We start from the raw sequence: 16,327 nt of genomic DNA, 5'->3' as shown, positions 1-16,327 counted from the left end.
TTAAGAAACAAGAAAATTTTAAACTAATAAACGGTTAATGCTGTATTAATTATGCAGTTTATGTTTATAACAGGTATGGCGCGATCTGGGACAACCTTACTCGATAAATTATTATGTAATCACAGTGAGATTTCAGTTTTATCCCAACCTTTCCCCTTTCTTTTTGTAGAAACGAAAAAAAAATTCTATCAATCAATCAATTATAATGAGAATTATTTCTTTCTTAATCATTATTTTCAAGAAAATAAATATCAGATTGAAGATTTGAATGTGTTTTTAGATAATTTCATTTTCCGTAAAGCGCACTTATTAGATATCTTTAAGAAAATGGAAAGCTATTCAGGTCAGTATACGCATTTAGAAAACTATCATTCCTTAATAAGTAATTTAAAAAATCTCTCCTTCTTATCCGTTTTTCAAGAATTACAAAAACAAATGGCGCACAGAGAAAATACCAGTATCTTTGGATCCAAAGAGGTTCATTGTGAAGAATTTATACCCTATTTGGTTTCAAAAGATTTTAAATGCATCATAATTATTCGAGATCCAAGAGCAATTATCTCTTCAATTAACTACGGAAAAGGAAAAGAATATACAGGAGAGAAGCGCCCCCTTTTAGTCAATATACGAAATTGGAGAAAAAGTGTAGCATTTGCCTTACATCTTGATTCAAATCCAAACTTTCTTTTGATAAAATACGAAAATCTAATAATGAATCCCTATGAAGAACTGGGAAAAATTACATCGTTCTTAGATATTAAAAAGTTTGATCCTAAAGTTTTTAAGAATGGAATTCATGATCAAAAGGGCAAAATATGGAAAAGCAATTCATCATTTAGCGGTAGCGAATTTTTATCCACTGCATCTTTAAATATATATAAATCGATTCTCCCTACAGAGGTTATAAAATATATTGAAGCTCTGTGTTTCCCCGAAATGAATGCTTTAGGTTATCAATGCGATTATGTGGATAAAATAGATAGAGATTTTCTTCGATCATTTAAAGAACCTTATAAATTAATAAGAAAAGAATTTGATCATAATTATTCTAGTTCGATTATAAATATTGAAAGTGAAATTAAAAGACTTGAAATTTTGGAAGGGGGTATATTTGATAACAAAATATTGCGAGAATATTTAATTTTTCCAGATCTTTATAAAAAATATAAGAAATTAAGTACACGACATGATTAATTTACCTATTTTTAGAATGAAGGTAATTTACTACGATTTCACTAATTTTCTCTGCTTGTTTTTCTGTAAAATAAAAATCATTAAATAAGTTTACAATTTGACTATGTAATTTTTTAGAATTTGGAGAATGTCGTTTTCCAAAAATATGGGAAATCGAAGCATAATGTGAACTTGCAAAAAGTCCCGCTTGGAAAATTAAATGAATTAATTTTTCTTTATCAGGAACTAAAATGTTAAATCGCCAATTCTGATAATCCTTTTTTAGCTGATATTCACTGGGAATTCTTGAAGTATAAATAAGATTAATTTTCTTTTTATGCAGCTTCACCGACTCGCAATGATTTTTTACTTTTTCCTTATATTCTTCAAAAGAAATAGAGGGAGAAGCCGTTTCCAACCAAAGAGATTCAGAATACTCAAAGATTTCATTTCTCTCAATTCTTGATTTATATTGATTAGTTATTTCCTGCAAAGCTGATTCAGAAAATTCTAAGATTTGTCTTGAATATTCATAATTTTCTTTAAGATAACCAAAACCTCCTGTTCCAATATCTGCGTATTTTGCATAACCTGTGCTATATAGGATTAAATCTGCATGATTATGGCTTGAAATTGAAAAATCAGGAATAGCTAAACAAGAATCATCGACTATAAAGAGATCTGCCTTTAATCGTTTTAATTTCCAAAAAAAATAGTTAAGATCACTTAGATACCCATAGGTTCTAACCACAATTATCCCAGAATAATCAGAAGGGTTTTTTTCTACTCGAGACAGGACAGCTTCTTGATCAATTAAATAATCTTGTAGAGATATATCAACAAATTCAAAAGATTGGCCTGCTTTTAGCAATGTCAATGGAACAATTGGACATATATTAGCAGGTATTAAAAATTTGCCATCAAAATTATTTGATTTCAATGTGTTATAAAGAATTGTTGAAGCCCGTGGTTCGTATAATATTATCATATCTATACCATTTTCTGATTTATTTTAAATTGTTCATAATAACTGACTTCATTGAGGATTCTAGAAATGTAGATGCCTAAAGTTCCAAGAGAAAATTGAAGTGAGCCTGCAATCAATAAAAGAAGCATTATAGTTGATGCCCATCCAGCAACTGTATATTTTCCTAATAAAGAATTAATAAAAATATAGATTAATCCAGTAAATCCAAATACAATATAGAAAATTCCCATCATACTAATTAATTTTAAGGGAATAGTAGAATGATTGATAATTAAATCATAAAAAATAGATAAATGTTTAAAGAGATTATAGTTTGATTTCCCATATTTTCGTTTTTTGTGTTCAATTTCAACTCCAACGACGTTCTTTGTATTTTTTAAAATTAAAGCAATTAACAATGGATTTGGGGTTTTTTCTTTGATGATTTCGTCAATGATCTTTCGTTTTATCAAATCCATAGCACCAAAATGTAAATCTCTTGGTTTTTTGAAGATAATTGTAATTAATCTATCGAGATAGTCGCTAGCAATTTTCTTAAAAAAAGGTTCATGTTTCTGCATTCGGGTACCAGTAACAACATCCGCATTTGTTTCTTCCATTTTTTTGATCAATTTTGGAATTTCTGAAGGCGGATTTTGCAAATCGTCATCCAATGTAATAATATATTCCCCGGAAGCGTGATTAAACCCACAGAGTAATGCATTATGTTTACCATAATTGCGCATTAGTTGAATAATTTTGACCCGTTTATCTTTTTCGTGAAGATGCACCATCTTTTGCCAAACATTATCTTTACTGGCATCATCCACCATTATTATTTCAAATTGTGGTGTTATTTGTTCAAAGACAGATAAAATCTGCTCATATAACTCTTCTATACTCTTTTCTGAATTATAAACTGGAATAACAAGAGAATATATGCAGTTGAATGATTGTTTTTTTTCCATGAAGATCATAAACCTTCTTTATATTTATTTATAATTTTAAGACATTCTTCTAGAGTTTTACCTTTTAAAAAAACTAAGAATTATTGTATATTCCATTCATCTATTTCTAATCCAGTCAATTGGATCAATTTTTTATTATATTCAAGATAATATTTTTGGAGCTTTGATTTAATATCTAAACTCATCAAGGGATATTTAAAATCATTTTTTTGATTTATTTTTACAATTTTTCGGTAAAAATCGGCAATAATGCCATCAGATTTAACTATTTTTTTCCCAAAATTTCCTAATTTGTCGAAAATTTTCTGTATTTTTACACTTTTTGGAATTACCGTAACATTCTTTTTAACAGAAGGATCGATTTGAAAATTTGGATTAACTCCAAGAAATTTGAAAATTTCTTGAGTGATTTGAATTGGAGATGAAATAAATTTTTCAAATGTGGTAAAATACATATTTTCTTTTGAGAGATATTTCAAAAAGAATTCTACGTGTTTATAATATAAACTTCTTTCTATATATCGACATTTTTCAGGATTTAAAATTTCTCCATTCTTATCCAATATAGAATCTTTAAAATTTTGAGTTTCAGCACCTTTTCTAAAAGCGTGCCAATATTCAGAATAAGTTCTTTCAACAGGGTTTCGAAAAATCCAAATCAACTTAACAGATGGAAGATGAGTGGCGATTCTTTTTGCATATTCCAATTTAAGGCAATATGCTGGTGTTTTTTCACCGATTTTTTTTTCATTTTGCCAATTTCTAAATTCATGTTCATAGAATTTTATTCCCTTTGAATATGATACTTCATCGTCAAAAAAATGAAGTTCGCGATCCGCCATAAATATGTCTGGATGTTGCCCGAGTTGGAACGCTAAAGTGCTTGTTCCCGATTTCATTGCACCAACGATAAGAAAATTAGGTAAAATTTCTTCCCACCTCAATAACAAAATATCTGAATTAAATATATTATGATTTATTTTTATTATTTGTATAACTTCATATACGAAAAATCTCCAATTAAAAAAAGAGTAATCACATCCCTTGTTAAAGAATAATTGCTTTTATTTTTGTTCCATAAAGATCATAACCCTTCTTTACACTTTTTAATAATATTAAGACATTCTTCTTGAGTTTCGCCTTTAATAAAAATATATCCGTATCTTTCTGCCATATTTCTAACAATGTCTTTATCAATTTTTGCTATAGGACCAATTCTGATAATATTGGATGAATATTCTTTTTCAATATTTCTGATTATAGCAACATCTCTTTTATTTAAGACCCATCTAAATAGACCAGCAATATTATTATTCTTAATATGAATTTGAGGTGGAATATTATTTGCAGTATTGATTATTTGTTTGATAAAATCGACTCCCGTTGTCAATTCTACCAAATCAGATCTGAAATCACCTCCCATTCTACCTGCAATTTCAATTATTTTTATTTCTCCTTTATTATTAACTCGAATCTCTGAATGAGACGCACCATATCTAATTTCTAAGGCATCTAGTGACTTTTTAACAACAGAGATTACTTTTTTTAAATTTTCTGATGAAATTCTCCCTGGAGTTAATTGTTGTCTTTCGATAAAATAAGGCCCTTTTGTATAAAATTCTTCAGTAATTGCAAGAAAATAGTGATTTCCTTCAAAAGAGATCATTTCTACGCTGTATTGAACCCCCTCAAAATATTCTTCTATAAGATATTGATTTGAAAATGAAACCTCTTTAATTTCAAGAATCCCATTTTGAAAATCATTAAGATTATTGATTCGTTTTACTCCTCGACCACCAGATCGATCTAATGGTTTAATCATGAAAGGAAGTTCAAAGTTGTCTGGAAAATTAGAATTTGAAAATTCGCGAATCTCAAATTTAGGACATGGCAAATTAAATTTAGACAATGTTCTACGCATTTCATATTTATTTGTAGAAACTATTGAAGAATGAAGACTATTTCCTATCAAATTTAAGTGATGTGCAATATAATTTACCGTTGGAACAGCTAAATCTGAACCAACAGATATAACTGCTTGAGGTTTAATTTTAAGGGCATATTTTAATATTCTTTCCTTTTCTCGAATACTAATAGGATAAAAATAATCTGCATGTTCACGTGCGATTGCTCCTTGTTCCCATGCAAAGACATGAGTCTCAAAATCCATATTTTTCGCTTTTACTACCAATTGATCTTGGAATTCATTTGCACCAATAATGATGATTTTTTTTACCATTTTTCACCATTCCTTTAATTATCTAGGGAAATATCATAAATTGAATATAGTGATACCTAAAACAATTAATACTAAACCAATTAATTTGTATCGATTTATTTTTTCTTTAAAGATAAATTTACTATAAAGGAGGATAAAGATATACCCAAAAGCTTGAACCATTGGGGCGTATTTTAAATCAAGATATCGATACGCCCAAATAGATAAAAATGTACTTAAAAAAAAGAGCCCATAGGCACTAATTACATGAATATTTAAATATTCTCTAATTTTTGATGAATATTTCTTCTTTGAACTAAATTTTAATAAAACTTGAGAAAATGAAGCAATGAAAACTGATAATAAAAGAAGCCAAAAATAGTTCATTTAATTTCTCCCCGAGCAATAAATTGAATACCAATGAAAATTATCAAACAACCCAAAAGATTTAACCAACTGATCGATTCTTTGAAAACTATATAGGCCCATAGCATGGTCCAGAAGAGAACCATTCCTTTATGAGAAAAAGCAGTCATCAAACTATGTTTTTTGAGTATTATTTGCCAGAAAAAAGCATATACAGCAAGTAAGAAAACGATCAAACCGTATAAAAGGACAAATTCTAATGAGAGAAAATTAAATTGGGCAGAGAATTTTGCTAATAAACTTATCACTGAATAAAATAGAAAGATTAAATGTAATTCGAGATATTTCAAAAAAATTCGGATAGCATGTTTCTTTTTTTCCGTTTCTTTTTCTGTTTCAAATCCTATGGTTGCATCTTCAACCAATTCGTTTTGTTTTTCCATAATCACAAACCATTATATTTGGAAATTAAATCATGAATTGTTTCAGTGATTCTCGATAAATCAGCGTGCGTAAGATATAGATGTAAGGGAAGACGAATAAGACGTTTTGAGATATCATCTGTAATGGGAAGATCTTCTTCACTAAAGCCAAATTTTTGACCCATTGGAGAAGTATGAAGAGGTATATAGTGAAAGACAGCTCCAATACCTTTTTTTTTCAATTCTCGAAGAAGAAAGTCCCGTAAATCTCCAGATTTACAGATGATATAAAATATGTGATAATTTGGTGAACAGTATTCAGGAATAGTGGGTAGTTGAAGAATACCATTTTCTTCCAAATCCTTTAAAGATTGATTATAGAAATCATATATTTGTTTTCTTTTTTCAAGAATCACATCTAATTCTTCGAATTGAGCCCATAAATACGCAGCCAGTAAATCAGACCCAATGTAACTTGAACCAAGATCAACCCAAGTATATTTATCCACTTGTCCTCGGAAAAATTTGCTCCGATTGGTACCTTTTTCCCGGATAATCTCTGCTCTTTCGAAATATTCAGGATTATTGATTAAAATTGCCCCACCTTCACCACATTGATAATTTTTCGTCTCATGAAAACTATAACATCCAATATCTCCAAGAGTTCCTAAATAGCGGTCTTTATATTTTGCGTTGACCCCTTGGGCAGCATCTTCGACCACTTTTAAATTATTTTTTTGGGCGATTTTTAAAATTTCATCCATTTTGCATGAAATTCCTGCATAGTGAACTGGATAAATAGCTTTTGTGCGAGATGTAATTTTTCTTTTAATGTCTTCAGGGTCAATATTAAGAGTATGAGGATCAATATCAGCAAATCGAATTCTAGCACCTCTTAAAACAACAGCATTTGCGGTTGATACAAATGTATAAGAAGGCATGATAACTTCATCTCCGGGCTTAAGATCAAGTAAAATTGCACTCATATCTAAAGCTGCAGTACATGAAGTAACAAATAATGCTTGAATAGCATTAAATTTGGATTCAATAAAGTTTTTCACCCTTTTACAAAAGATTCCATCCCCACTTATATGAGAATTATCAATAGCTTCTTTCATATAGTTAAATTCTTTTCCGGTGAAATATGGCTTATTAAAGTTAATTTTAACCATTGTAATCCATTTTAATCGATAATGTTTGCATTAATCTGATTTTTCTTTAAAGAGTTTCGATTAAAAAAAAATTTATAATTTATCTGATTATTATTCGTTCGTATAATTCTTTAAATAATTTAATTATTTCATGAATTCTTTCAAAAAATTTAATTGGAGAATAAAAATCATGTAAATATGATATTAAATGATAATAAGAGCGTATTTTAAAAGGATTTGTTTTATATGCCATAAAAATAATTTTTTTTGCCGTTTTTTGATTATGAGCCAAGCATAATAATTCAAAAATTTTAAAACAATAAAATACATATACATCAGCATCGTCAGAGATATAATTTTTATATTTTCGCCAAATATAGAGATAGGCTTTAATTTTAGTATATGGTTTTTTTATTAGACTCTCATATGTAATACTCGCTTGATGAAAATAATGATTAAGCAATGGTCGATTAACATACTCAAATTCATAATATAATGCAATTCGAATCCACATTTCATAATCTTGATGCCCTCCTTTACGTAAAATTTCACTTTCATCAAAAAGACCCGTTTTTTCAAAAACTTCGCGTTTTATTAAAGGATAAACACCAATTACCCCTTGAGTCATTAATTTCTTAAAAACACGACCGCGATATTTGGGATAAATTTTCCGACTAAAACTGGGTTGAATAAGATTCATACCTGGGTAAACTAGCCCCACTTTGGGAGGAGTTTTAATTATTTTTTTATAAAGCAATTCCAAGGTTTCAGGTTCCCAATCATCATCAGAATCAAGTAAAATAATGTATTTTCCTTGAGCTTGCTTAATTCCACGGTTTCGGGTATAATTTGGACCTTGATTTATATTATTGATTAACAACTGAATACGAAAATCATTTTGTATAAATGATTTAACAATTTTAACACTCTGATCAGAAGAACAATCATCTACTACAATTATTTCGAAATTTTGATATGTTTGATGTAAAACTGAATTTATTGCTCGATTAATTGTTTTTTCTCTATTATACACAGGGATTATTACTGAAATCAAATCATTTTCACGCATTTTGATTACTCTTGGATTAATAATTAGAAAGAATTTTTTTAATTGCCATTATTTGATTCTCTAAAGAATTACTTCTGAAAAATTTGTTTAAGTCAATTTGATGTGGGAATGGTTTATTTGATAGAATTTCAACCCTTTCATGTAAATCTTGTGCACTTTTAACAAGTTCAGCATATCCTTTATTGATTAAATCACCCAATTTTACATGAGAAGGTAAATCATAAATGAAAATATAATTCTTAAACATAAGCGCTTCATAAACAGCCGTAGAATAAACGCCAACAACCGCAAAACTTTCACAGAATAATTGATATAAGGGAATTTTGTCATTGTCAATAACTTCAATATTTTCATTTGATGAAAAATATGGCTCTTTTTTCCATTTTAAATATTCACCAGGATGTAGTTTGAAAATTACTTTTTTGGAGGTCAAATGAGAAAATTCAACAGCAAGAGAGCTTAATTCTTTTCCAATAGATCCTTGCGAAATGAAAAGAATTTTTTCAGGTTTTTTATTATTAAATGGAAATTTTTTAAATTGTGATTCAAAATATGGAAAACCTACTGAAAAGATATGAGAGTCGGGAATAGGTAGACTTGTCGCTTCAATCCAAAATTTTCCAAATGAAAGAAAATAGGAAGGAAATATATTAATTTCTATGTTTTTTGGAAAATTATATGCTAATTGATAAGAATTAATTATACCATGCTGAAATTCAATAGTAGGTATATTTTTTTCTTTACATAATTCATTTAGTACCATATTTTGAATAGTATAACCCACCACTTCAATTACAGCTTTAGGATGCAGTTTTGATAATATTTGCTTAAATATAAAGCGGTAAGCTTTGCGTTTACAAAGTATTTTAACCATTTCCTTAGAAATATTTAAATCTACTCCAAATTCTTTTTTAAAAAGTGCATTAATATTTTGGAGCTTTTGACGGTCAATTTTTGTTAATATAAAAGGATTGAGTTTCGCTTGCAAAAATCTTAAAGCAAATACCCAATAATCTAAATATCGAGTTGATTTATTCTTTGGAATCTTCCATCCATGAGTAAATGAAGGAACTTCAATAATCTGATAATTAAAATTGGAATTATCTATAAGAAAATCCGTATAGATTGCCCAATACTCACCATCGATCAGTTTTCTTCGAGGATGATTAAAAACAAGAAGTTCTACCTTCTTTTTTCGCTGAAAAAGTGCACTTTTTTTGGTAAAAATATTTTTGAAATCCCGTAAAAGAACTTTTAGATAACGAATTTTTCGTGTTTCAGTATGATGGCTTTCTTCATCAATGCCCAATTTTAGCCCAATTTTAATAAAAGTTGAATAACGAAGATATTGCCATAATTTCACACCATTAATTTCAAGGTTAAATAGATCTAAATCTTGTTCTAATTTAACTAATCGTGATCTTAAAATTGAGTAATTTGTTTTCATTTTAATTCCTTTATATGCTTAATAAATCCACTTTGCTTAATGAAATTTCTTCTCTAATTTTAATTGCTCATAATGTTTAATATCTCGCATTTTAAAGACCTTAGCAGGATGACCACCTGCTATTGCATATTTTGGAATATCTGAGACAACCACACTACCAGCCTGGATTATTGCACCTTCCCCAATTTTCACATTCCCTGCAACAATTACACGTGAACCCAGCCATACATTATCTTCAATTTCGATTGTTTTTGGAATATAAGTCGAATCATAAGGAATTGCACTTCCAGAATCATAATTGTGTGTCTCTGAAATAATGAGAATGTCTTCTCCAGAGTGAAAATTATTGCCTATCTTCACAGTTCCAGAACCAATTATTTTCATCCCGTTAAAATTCACATTATTTCCTAAAATTGTTTTTTTTGTGACATATGATCTTCGATGAACATGAAGGTTTTTACCAACTGACTGAGCTCGGACTTTAATAATAAGATTATTTTTTTTTTGGAAAATCCACAGAAATGGTTTGATCACAAAGAATTTCACAATTGAGAAAATAAATCCAATTCCCTTTATCATAAGTAGTTGTAAACAAGGTAGAATAAAATTTTTCTCTTTACGATTATATTCCAATTTGTAATGTTGTGAATATAAATGAGTAATTTGATATAAAATAAAATCCTATTTTTTTCAATAGATGAGTAATCAATCTGAATGCTATTTTGGAGTATCTTCTACATGACACGTTTGAACTATTTCCGATTTGCGAAGAATTTTACACTCAATAATTTTTCCTTCAATCATATATATAAGCCTTTAAACGCCCAGATTGAACTTACCTTAAAGTGTAATGCTCAATGTGTATTTTGCTCTATTTGGCATCCTGATTTTCAAAAAGAATTGCAAGAAGAGATGAAAACGGATGAAGTCAAAAAGATAATTAATGATTTGCATGAGTTAGGAGTTCAAGTTGTCAATTTTACGGGAGGGGAGCCAACTCTTCGATCAGATCTGCCAGAACTCATTTCATATGTAAAACGCAGAGGAATGATGCCCACTGTAGCTACGAATGGTTTATCTTTGTATAAATGGATAAAAAACAGTAAATTTAAAGACGTGGAGCTGATTATGGTTTCTTTGGATTGGCCTTTTCCCGAAAAGCACGATCTTTATCGGGGAATTCATATTTTTAAGCAAGCAATTAAAGGTATTCGAGCAGCAGTACTTGAACGAAAAACTGTGATTATATCAATGGTTGTTACCAAAGAAAACCTTCAATATATGGAAGAAATGAGTCGATTAGCAAAAAAACTGGGTGCAATGATTGAAATGCTACCATGCGAAAATATAATTAGAGAGCAAGATACTCCGCATGTTGTGGAAAATATCACATCATTTATTCCTGATTTACATAAATATGCGCAAGAAATCCGAAGATTGGTAAAAAAATACCCAAATATCCTAACAGACACAATTACTGCCGATATTATTGAAGCAGGTGGATTTGGATATCAGAATATGCTTCACTGTGTTTCAGCCAGAGCCTTTTTGGTAATAAATTATAAAGGTGAAGTGGTATTTCCTTGTAAAATTCATCCTATCTTGCGCATTAATGTAAAAAAGCAATCATTATATGATGTTTATCATTCATATGAAGCAAAACAGATCATGGATATAAAGGATGGATTTCCGTTTTGCAAAGGATGTCGTTTGGGTTGTGCCATTGCCACTTCAATACCTACTCGTTGGGCGACTTTATACGAGAAATATATTCGGGCATTCATCAACGGCAATCTTTTTTAGAGTATATGTAATTTTATGTAATGTCTAAAATCAAAAAAAAGTATCACACAGAAACAATTATAATCGATCTTTCCAACCTTTATTTTTTTTATATTCAAAATCGTCATTGACAGATGATTTATACGAAGAATCAAATGGTTCAAGAGACTGGTCATTATAGTTAATACTTCTATCATTTGGATTAGTATATATAATATTTGATTGTAGCGCGCGTAATTTGTCAACAACGATTTCTTCTTTTTTAACTTTATCAGGGTTTAACTTTTTATAAATCATCTTGATAATCATAATTACTAATGCAGCGGCAAAAGAAACAAGTAAATAAAGAGAAAAGAGAGTTCGGCCAAAAATAAAATTAAAGGAAAGATATTCATCATATCCACCATATAATAACCGCATTAATCCCCACATGGCAAAGAATACAACAGATCTTATCATCATTGGTAAGAACTGCTTTTTAGACATTTCACTTACTAATTTCATCATATCAGCATTTATTTGAGCGATTAATTGAGGATTATTCTCAGATTGAGCGATTCTTAATTGATCTTGTAAATCTTGTACCAGCATTTGAGTTTGCATTTGAGATTCTGCAGAGACAGCATATCTGCGTGAAAACCATTGCGAAAACGCAACCATCAACAATGAAATACCCACAATTTGCCAAACAACTTCCGGAGGTGCAATTGTCATTACTATCATAGATGTCAATTATGCAGATGATTTTAATTTTCTTTTTTTATTTGATAAAAGAATACCAGCTTTATATTAAATCGCGTATTGTATCGTTATATGAACAACCAAGAGGAATCAACAGAAAAACATATAATTAAAGAATTAGGTAAAAATGGTTGGTTCCAATTAGTCTTATATTTTTTTTTTGCGGTCTTAATGGTTATGTTAAATATAGGAATTCAAAATTTTCATCTCAAAGTAATTTTTCCTTGGTTGCAACCTAAATTATCAACAATTCCCTTCTTTTATACATTTTATATCTCAACAGATCTATATAACATGCCTGAAATTGTCGGATCCATCTTAGCAGTGGGTATTACATATATTATTAAATTCTTCTTAGACAAATTCTTCGTATTTCAGCAAAGATCAAATCCTCTCAAAGAAACAGGAAAACAATTTACTCTCTATTTTCTTTTTGCAATTATAACTACTCTTGAAAATCTCTTAATTCAATTTTTATTAGGAATTTGGACAAGTATAAGTCTTGATTTCCGAATAATCATTGCATTAACATGTGGATATAGCACTAAATTCATATTAGATAAGAAATTTAGTTTTAAAGAAAGAGAACATAGCAACGAAGGATAAAAGGGATAAGAAGGATAAAAAAAGTAAGAATGACAAAAATAATAAGAAGGAAAAATCCAATAAGAACAATAAAATAGACAAGAAATGCGAAATTCGAGTATTATAATATTAAAAAGAGAAAATAAAAACAGAAAATGAATAGAAAAAGATTGAAAATGATTTCGAATAGCCAAAAATACTAGTTTTATAAATAAATCTTAAAGATTTGTAAAGGAAAATTATTGAAAAACAAAAAATATAAAAAGACTAAAAGAAATCAAAAATCTCTTTTAAAAAAATGGATATTATTCCTACAAATACATTTAATTACATAATCTTAATTTTTTCTAGGTTTTTAAGATTTAACGATCTTTCCATGTTCCATTTCGATTAGTCTTGTACCGTATTTGACCAATCCCTTATCATGGGTAACTATACACATCGTAGTGCCCATTTCTTTATTCAATTGTTTTAGTAATTCCATAATCTGGCGAGCTGCTTCATTATCCAAGTTTCCTGTAGGTTCATCGGCAAATAAAATCCGTGGTTTGTGAATAATAGCTCGAGCAATAGCAACTCTTTGTTTTTCTCCACCAGATAATTCCTTTGGAAGATTATCTTTACGATCAAGCAAATCAACTTTTCTAAGAGCAGAAATAGCACGATCTTCAATTTCTTTGGATCTTAATACGCCCGGCCATAAAACAGCTTCAATATTCTCAATAGCGGTTAGATTTTCGATGAGATTAAAATCTTGAAATACAAAACCTATCTTTCTTCTTCGAATATTACTTAATCTTTCTTCTGTGGCTCGTTCGATTTTTTCTCCATCTACAATTACTGTTCCGTCATCGGGGAGATCGAGACCACTCATAACGTTTAGTAATGTTGTTTTTCCACATCCTGTTGGACCCATAATGATAGTAAATTCACCGGCGTTTATAGTTAAGTTTATATCTGCTAAAGCCCGAATAATATTTCCCCGTAATCGAAACTCTTTTTGAATATTTTCCAATTTAATCATAATTTCTGGCATTTAATTATCCTCCTTATTTTAATTATTTTAAGATCCTTAATGCGACGATTGGTCGTAATTTTAATATTTTTGAATACATGACTAAAATACCCATAATTTGAGCTACAATAAACATTGCTAATGTAATCACAATCGGCCAAATACTAAGTAACGGGCGAGTTTTTATACTATAATCTTCAAATCCTGGAAAATTAGAAGGTTGTGAGTAAAAATATGTAAGTGATGCAGTGGTATGTATTAATACTTCTGCAACAAAAATGAATGAAATAAAAGTAACCCACATTAACTCACCAATAATTATTGTACGAATATTTGCATTAGTATACCCAATGCATTTTAATGTTGCAATTTCCCGTTTTCGATAATTAATTACAATCCAAGCATATAAAATGGAAAGAATAAGCGTAGAAACAATTGATATGGCTAGCATTAAAGTTTCTTGATTTGTTCGAGAAGCGGGATCGCCATAAATAAATGATTCAAAATTAGAAGCCATCCATGCCATAAGTACTGTATACATTAAAGTAAAGACAATAAATCGACGACGGCTCCGCATTGCCATTTTTATAGATTTTCCTATTAGTCGTAATCCCATAATTTAATACACCGTTATTTATTCTTATTGAAATATCATTTACAATCATATATAATTTTGTGTTAATTAATGATCTATATTCTTAAGGATTAAAGACGAAGAAGATCATATGGATTATGAAAAACTTATTTTTGAATTGATGGATACTGAACCAGCTGTTTTTGGTGGAGCAGTAATAAATAAAAATAAAGAATTAGTTTTCCAAACAGAAAACTGGGATTTACAGCAAGATATTGATTCAATTATACAAGCAATAGAAGAAGCAAATAAAGATGAAGGTAAGAATCCTGGAAGAATTCAAATAATGAAGGTAACTTATATGATTGTGGAATTTACACCAGAACGGATTATTGCGACAAATGTTGCTCATAAAGGACACATCATAATTGCTATGCATGAAGGTTGGGCTTTAATAACATATATTGATCCCTCAAAAGGACCTCGTGATGCTTTATTCAATGTTCAAAGTTTTACTCGCCGTTTAATAGAATAAAGCAGATTTTACTTTTTTATCCCTTTTTTAAATTATTTTGTTAACTAGCATTTTATTAATCATTCAATTATCAAATACTTATTCACACTAATTTCATAATAAATTTTCAAGGTAGTTAAGTATAAATAAGGAGAGATATGCAAATAATATAGTGAAATTTATGCATGATAATATATCAAAAGAAGTAAAATTTATCAGCACTCGACATACTTCAAATGAAAAGAAAGAATCTATAATTTCTGTTCCTAGGTTGGGGAGACGAGAAAGTGAACCTCATTCAGAAAATATTTCTTATATTCATGATATTTTAAAGACTAATTTTCCTGAGCATCGTGCAATCTGGGATCTTCATCATTATTTCTACTATAATGGAGAACCTATAAATATTCAATTTGATATATCATTTTTTCTAAATTTAAAAATTGATAATCAATTATCATCATATCATGCTGAGAAATATAACAATAAGGTTCCTGACATTGTTATTAATGTTTTATCAAAAAGCACTTGGAGAAAAGATTTACTTGAAAATGCAGTTATTTGTGAAAATCTTGGAATAAAGTATTATATTGTGTTTTTTGCATATGAAGTTTCACCTCAATTCTACCCACCTCCATTCTTAAGAGTTTATCATTTGAATAATAAAGGAAAATACGAATCTTCTGATATAACTGAAATAATGTATGATAAAGGAGCATTAATTAATCCTAAAGCAAAGTATCATCTGGAAAATGATCTACCTTTTGATGTTGCACTTGAAAGAATTCAGGAAAAATATGATAAAGATAAAGATATTTTTAAAATCATATTTTTAAGACCGAATTCGACTCAAAAATACCTAATGGAAAAAGAAATAGAGAAAGAAAGAGCAGACAAAGAGAAGCAAAGAGCAGACAAAGAAAAAGAAAGAGCAGATAAAGAAAAAGAAAGAGCAGACAAAGAGAAGGAAAGAGCAGAATATGCAGAAAAATTAGTTAAAGAATTAAAAGAAAAACTGAAACAAGAGAATAGATAGACAATTTCAGAATATTAATTAAAATAAGCAAATTTTTTACAATTTTTCATAAAAAATCGATTAATATTTTACTCAAACTTATTTCCACCTATTCGATTTATACTTTTTCAGAACCTTTTAATAGAAAAGAAAGAAAACTATTTTTAATGGAAAAACCGTCTAATGCCTTCAATATTCAAAAGTCTGAGAAAAAAAAATATGAACGTCTTCTTTCTGTCGATATAGTTAGGGGAATTGCAATTTTTGGAGTCCTCTTCATTCACCCAATGATTTTTGGTACATGGTACACAGAAACTTTG

General features: G+C 29.1%; 18 protein-coding genes. 5 read left to right on the top strand and 13 right to left on the bottom strand.

What is annotated here, in order from left to right; all coding sequences use genetic code 11:
* The first annotated feature begins 51 nt into the window (after window positions 1-51).
* Window positions 52-1,194 (top strand): sulfotransferase, encoded by a 1,143-nt coding sequence (locus tag ACXLDF_RS14700; protein WP_457559301.1) that lies wholly within the window; start codon window positions 52-54, stop codon window positions 1,192-1,194.
* 1 nt (window position 1,195) lies between these two features.
* Here the strand turns inward: ACXLDF_RS14700 and ACXLDF_RS14695 are convergent, their stop codons facing one another.
* From ACXLDF_RS14695 to ACXLDF_RS14650, 10 genes are all read right to left on the bottom strand, one after another.
* Window positions 1,196-2,161, bottom strand: a complete 966-nt coding sequence (locus ACXLDF_RS14695) for a hypothetical protein (RefSeq protein WP_457559300.1) — start codon at window positions 2,159-2,161, stop codon at window positions 1,196-1,198.
* A gap of 2 nt (window positions 2,162-2,163) precedes the next feature.
* Window positions 2,164-3,108, bottom strand: a complete 945-nt coding sequence (locus ACXLDF_RS14690) for a glycosyltransferase family 2 protein (RefSeq protein WP_457559299.1) — start codon at window positions 3,106-3,108, stop codon at window positions 2,164-2,166.
* 80 nt (window positions 3,109-3,188) lie between these two features.
* Entirely contained in the window at window positions 3,189-4,052 is an 864-nt protein-coding gene (locus tag ACXLDF_RS14685; RefSeq protein WP_457559298.1) for a sulfotransferase family protein, read from the bottom strand.
* 140 nt (window positions 4,053-4,192) lie between these two features.
* Window positions 4,193-5,347: an ATP-grasp domain-containing protein gene (locus ACXLDF_RS14680; protein ID WP_457559297.1), complete on the bottom strand. Its 1,155-nt coding sequence runs from the start codon at window positions 5,345-5,347 to the stop codon at window positions 4,193-4,195.
* Window positions 5,348-5,380: 33 nt separating this feature from the next.
* A complete protein-coding gene (locus ACXLDF_RS14675) occupies window positions 5,381-5,713 on the bottom strand; it encodes an EamA family transporter (RefSeq protein ID WP_457559296.1) in 333 nt (110 codons plus the stop codon).
* Window positions 5,710-6,135 carry a hypothetical protein gene (locus ACXLDF_RS14670; RefSeq protein ID WP_457559295.1) on the bottom strand — a complete coding sequence of 142 codons (426 nt, stop codon included), beginning with the start codon at window positions 6,133-6,135 and terminating at the stop codon, window positions 5,710-5,712. The genes ACXLDF_RS14675 and ACXLDF_RS14670 overlap by 4 nt, the downstream gene beginning before the upstream one ends.
* 2 nt (window positions 6,136-6,137) lie before the next feature.
* A complete protein-coding gene (gene rffA / locus ACXLDF_RS14665; protein ID WP_457559294.1) occupies window positions 6,138-7,286 on the bottom strand; it encodes a dTDP-4-amino-4,6-dideoxygalactose transaminase in 1,149 nt (382 codons plus the stop codon).
* A 79-nt stretch (window positions 7,287-7,365) separates the two neighbouring features.
* Window positions 7,366-8,334: a glycosyltransferase family 2 protein gene (locus ACXLDF_RS14660; RefSeq protein WP_457559293.1), complete on the bottom strand. Its 969-nt coding sequence runs from the start codon at window positions 8,332-8,334 to the stop codon at window positions 7,366-7,368.
* A gap of 16 nt (window positions 8,335-8,350) precedes the next feature.
* Entirely contained in the window at window positions 8,351-9,781 is a 1,431-nt protein-coding gene (locus tag ACXLDF_RS14655) for a polysialyltransferase family glycosyltransferase (protein WP_457559292.1), read from the bottom strand.
* A 36-nt stretch (window positions 9,782-9,817) separates the two neighbouring features.
* Window positions 9,818-10,360 (bottom strand): acyltransferase, encoded by a 543-nt coding sequence (locus ACXLDF_RS14650; protein ID WP_457559291.1) that lies wholly within the window; start codon window positions 10,358-10,360, stop codon window positions 9,818-9,820.
* Window positions 10,361-10,519: 159 nt separating this feature from the next.
* Here ACXLDF_RS14650 and ACXLDF_RS14645 point away from each other — a divergent pair, with 159 nt between their 5' ends.
* Entirely contained in the window at window positions 10,520-11,584 is a 1,065-nt protein-coding gene (locus tag ACXLDF_RS14645) for a radical SAM protein (protein ID WP_457559290.1), read from the top strand.
* 57 nt (window positions 11,585-11,641) lie between these two features.
* On the opposite strand, the gene ACXLDF_RS14640 is transcribed toward ACXLDF_RS14645, so the two are convergent.
* Window positions 11,642-12,286 (bottom strand): EMC3/TMCO1 family protein, encoded by a 645-nt coding sequence (locus tag ACXLDF_RS14640; RefSeq protein WP_457559289.1) that lies wholly within the window; start codon window positions 12,284-12,286, stop codon window positions 11,642-11,644.
* A 90-nt stretch (window positions 12,287-12,376) separates the two neighbouring features.
* On the opposite strand from ACXLDF_RS14640, the gene ACXLDF_RS14635 reads away from it, so the two are divergent.
* A complete protein-coding gene (locus ACXLDF_RS14635; RefSeq protein WP_457559288.1) occupies window positions 12,377-12,910 on the top strand; it encodes a GtrA family protein in 534 nt (177 codons plus the stop codon).
* Window positions 12,911-13,244: 334 nt separating this feature from the next.
* On the opposite strand, the gene ACXLDF_RS14630 is transcribed toward ACXLDF_RS14635, so the two are convergent.
* Window positions 13,245-13,925: an ABC transporter ATP-binding protein gene (locus ACXLDF_RS14630; protein WP_457559287.1), complete on the bottom strand. Its 681-nt coding sequence runs from the start codon at window positions 13,923-13,925 to the stop codon at window positions 13,245-13,247.
* A 22-nt stretch (window positions 13,926-13,947) separates the two neighbouring features.
* Window positions 13,948-14,520: an FtsX-like permease family protein gene (locus tag ACXLDF_RS14625; RefSeq protein WP_457559286.1), complete on the bottom strand. Its 573-nt coding sequence runs from the start codon at window positions 14,518-14,520 to the stop codon at window positions 13,948-13,950.
* A gap of 109 nt (window positions 14,521-14,629) precedes the next feature.
* Between ACXLDF_RS14625 and ACXLDF_RS14620 the strand changes: the two genes are divergently transcribed.
* Both ACXLDF_RS14620 and ACXLDF_RS14615 read left to right on the top strand, forming a co-directional pair.
* Complete coding sequence (locus tag ACXLDF_RS14620) at window positions 14,630-15,013, top strand: hypothetical protein (protein WP_457559285.1); 384 nt, start codon at window positions 14,630-14,632, stop codon at window positions 15,011-15,013.
* 160 nt (window positions 15,014-15,173) lie between these two features.
* Window positions 15,174-16,028: a hypothetical protein gene (locus ACXLDF_RS14615; RefSeq protein WP_457559284.1), complete on the top strand. Its 855-nt coding sequence runs from the start codon at window positions 15,174-15,176 to the stop codon at window positions 16,026-16,028.
* Window positions 16,029-16,327: the final 299 nt, after the last annotated feature.

The sequence above is a fragment of the Candidatus Harpocratesius sp. genome, from assembly GCF_054039255.1.
The sequence above is the reverse complement of the archived record's forward strand: the minus strand, read 5'-3'. Positions and strand labels throughout refer to the sequence as shown.

Bases quoted from the DNA above. Each gene is read 5' to 3' on its own strand.
- ACXLDF_RS14700 (WP_457559301.1), top strand. From the start codon at position 52: ATGCAGTTTATGTTTATAACAGGTATGGCGCGATCTGGGACAACCTTA.
- ACXLDF_RS14695 (WP_457559300.1), bottom strand. From the start codon at position 2,161: ATGATAATATTATACGAACCACGGGCTTCAACAATTCTTTATAACACA.
- ACXLDF_RS14690 (WP_457559299.1), bottom strand. From the start codon at position 3,108: ATGGAAAAAAAACAATCATTCAACTGCATATATTCTCTTGTTATTCCA.
- ACXLDF_RS14680 (WP_457559297.1), bottom strand. From the start codon at position 5,347: ATGGTAAAAAAAATCATCATTATTGGTGCAAATGAATTCCAAGATCAA.
- ACXLDF_RS14675 (WP_457559296.1), bottom strand. From the start codon at position 5,713: ATGAACTATTTTTGGCTTCTTTTATTATCAGTTTTCATTGCTTCATTT.
- ACXLDF_RS14670 (WP_457559295.1), bottom strand. From the start codon at position 6,135: ATGGAAAAACAAAACGAATTGGTTGAAGATGCAACCATAGGATTTGAA.
- rffA (WP_457559294.1), bottom strand. From the start codon at position 7,286: ATGGTTAAAATTAACTTTAATAAGCCATATTTCACCGGAAAAGAATTT.
- ACXLDF_RS14660 (WP_457559293.1), bottom strand. From the start codon at position 8,334: ATGCGTGAAAATGATTTGATTTCAGTAATAATCCCTGTGTATAATAGA.
- ACXLDF_RS14655 (WP_457559292.1), bottom strand. From the start codon at position 9,781: ATGAAAACAAATTACTCAATTTTAAGATCACGATTAGTTAAATTAGAA.
- ACXLDF_RS14650 (WP_457559291.1), bottom strand. From the start codon at position 10,360: ATGATAAAGGGAATTGGATTTATTTTCTCAATTGTGAAATTCTTTGTG.
- ACXLDF_RS14645 (WP_457559290.1), top strand. From the start codon at position 10,520: ATGACACGTTTGAACTATTTCCGATTTGCGAAGAATTTTACACTCAAT.
- ACXLDF_RS14640 (WP_457559289.1), bottom strand. From the start codon at position 12,286: ATGATAGTAATGACAATTGCACCTCCGGAAGTTGTTTGGCAAATTGTG.
- ACXLDF_RS14635 (WP_457559288.1), top strand. From the start codon at position 12,377: ATGAACAACCAAGAGGAATCAACAGAAAAACATATAATTAAAGAATTA.
- ACXLDF_RS14630 (WP_457559287.1), bottom strand. From the start codon at position 13,925: ATGCCAGAAATTATGATTAAATTGGAAAATATTCAAAAAGAGTTTCGA.
- ACXLDF_RS14625 (WP_457559286.1), bottom strand. From the start codon at position 14,520: ATGGGATTACGACTAATAGGAAAATCTATAAAAATGGCAATGCGGAGC.
- ACXLDF_RS14620 (WP_457559285.1), top strand. From the start codon at position 14,630: ATGGATTATGAAAAACTTATTTTTGAATTGATGGATACTGAACCAGCT.
- ACXLDF_RS14615 (WP_457559284.1), top strand. From the start codon at position 15,174: ATGCATGATAATATATCAAAAGAAGTAAAATTTATCAGCACTCGACAT.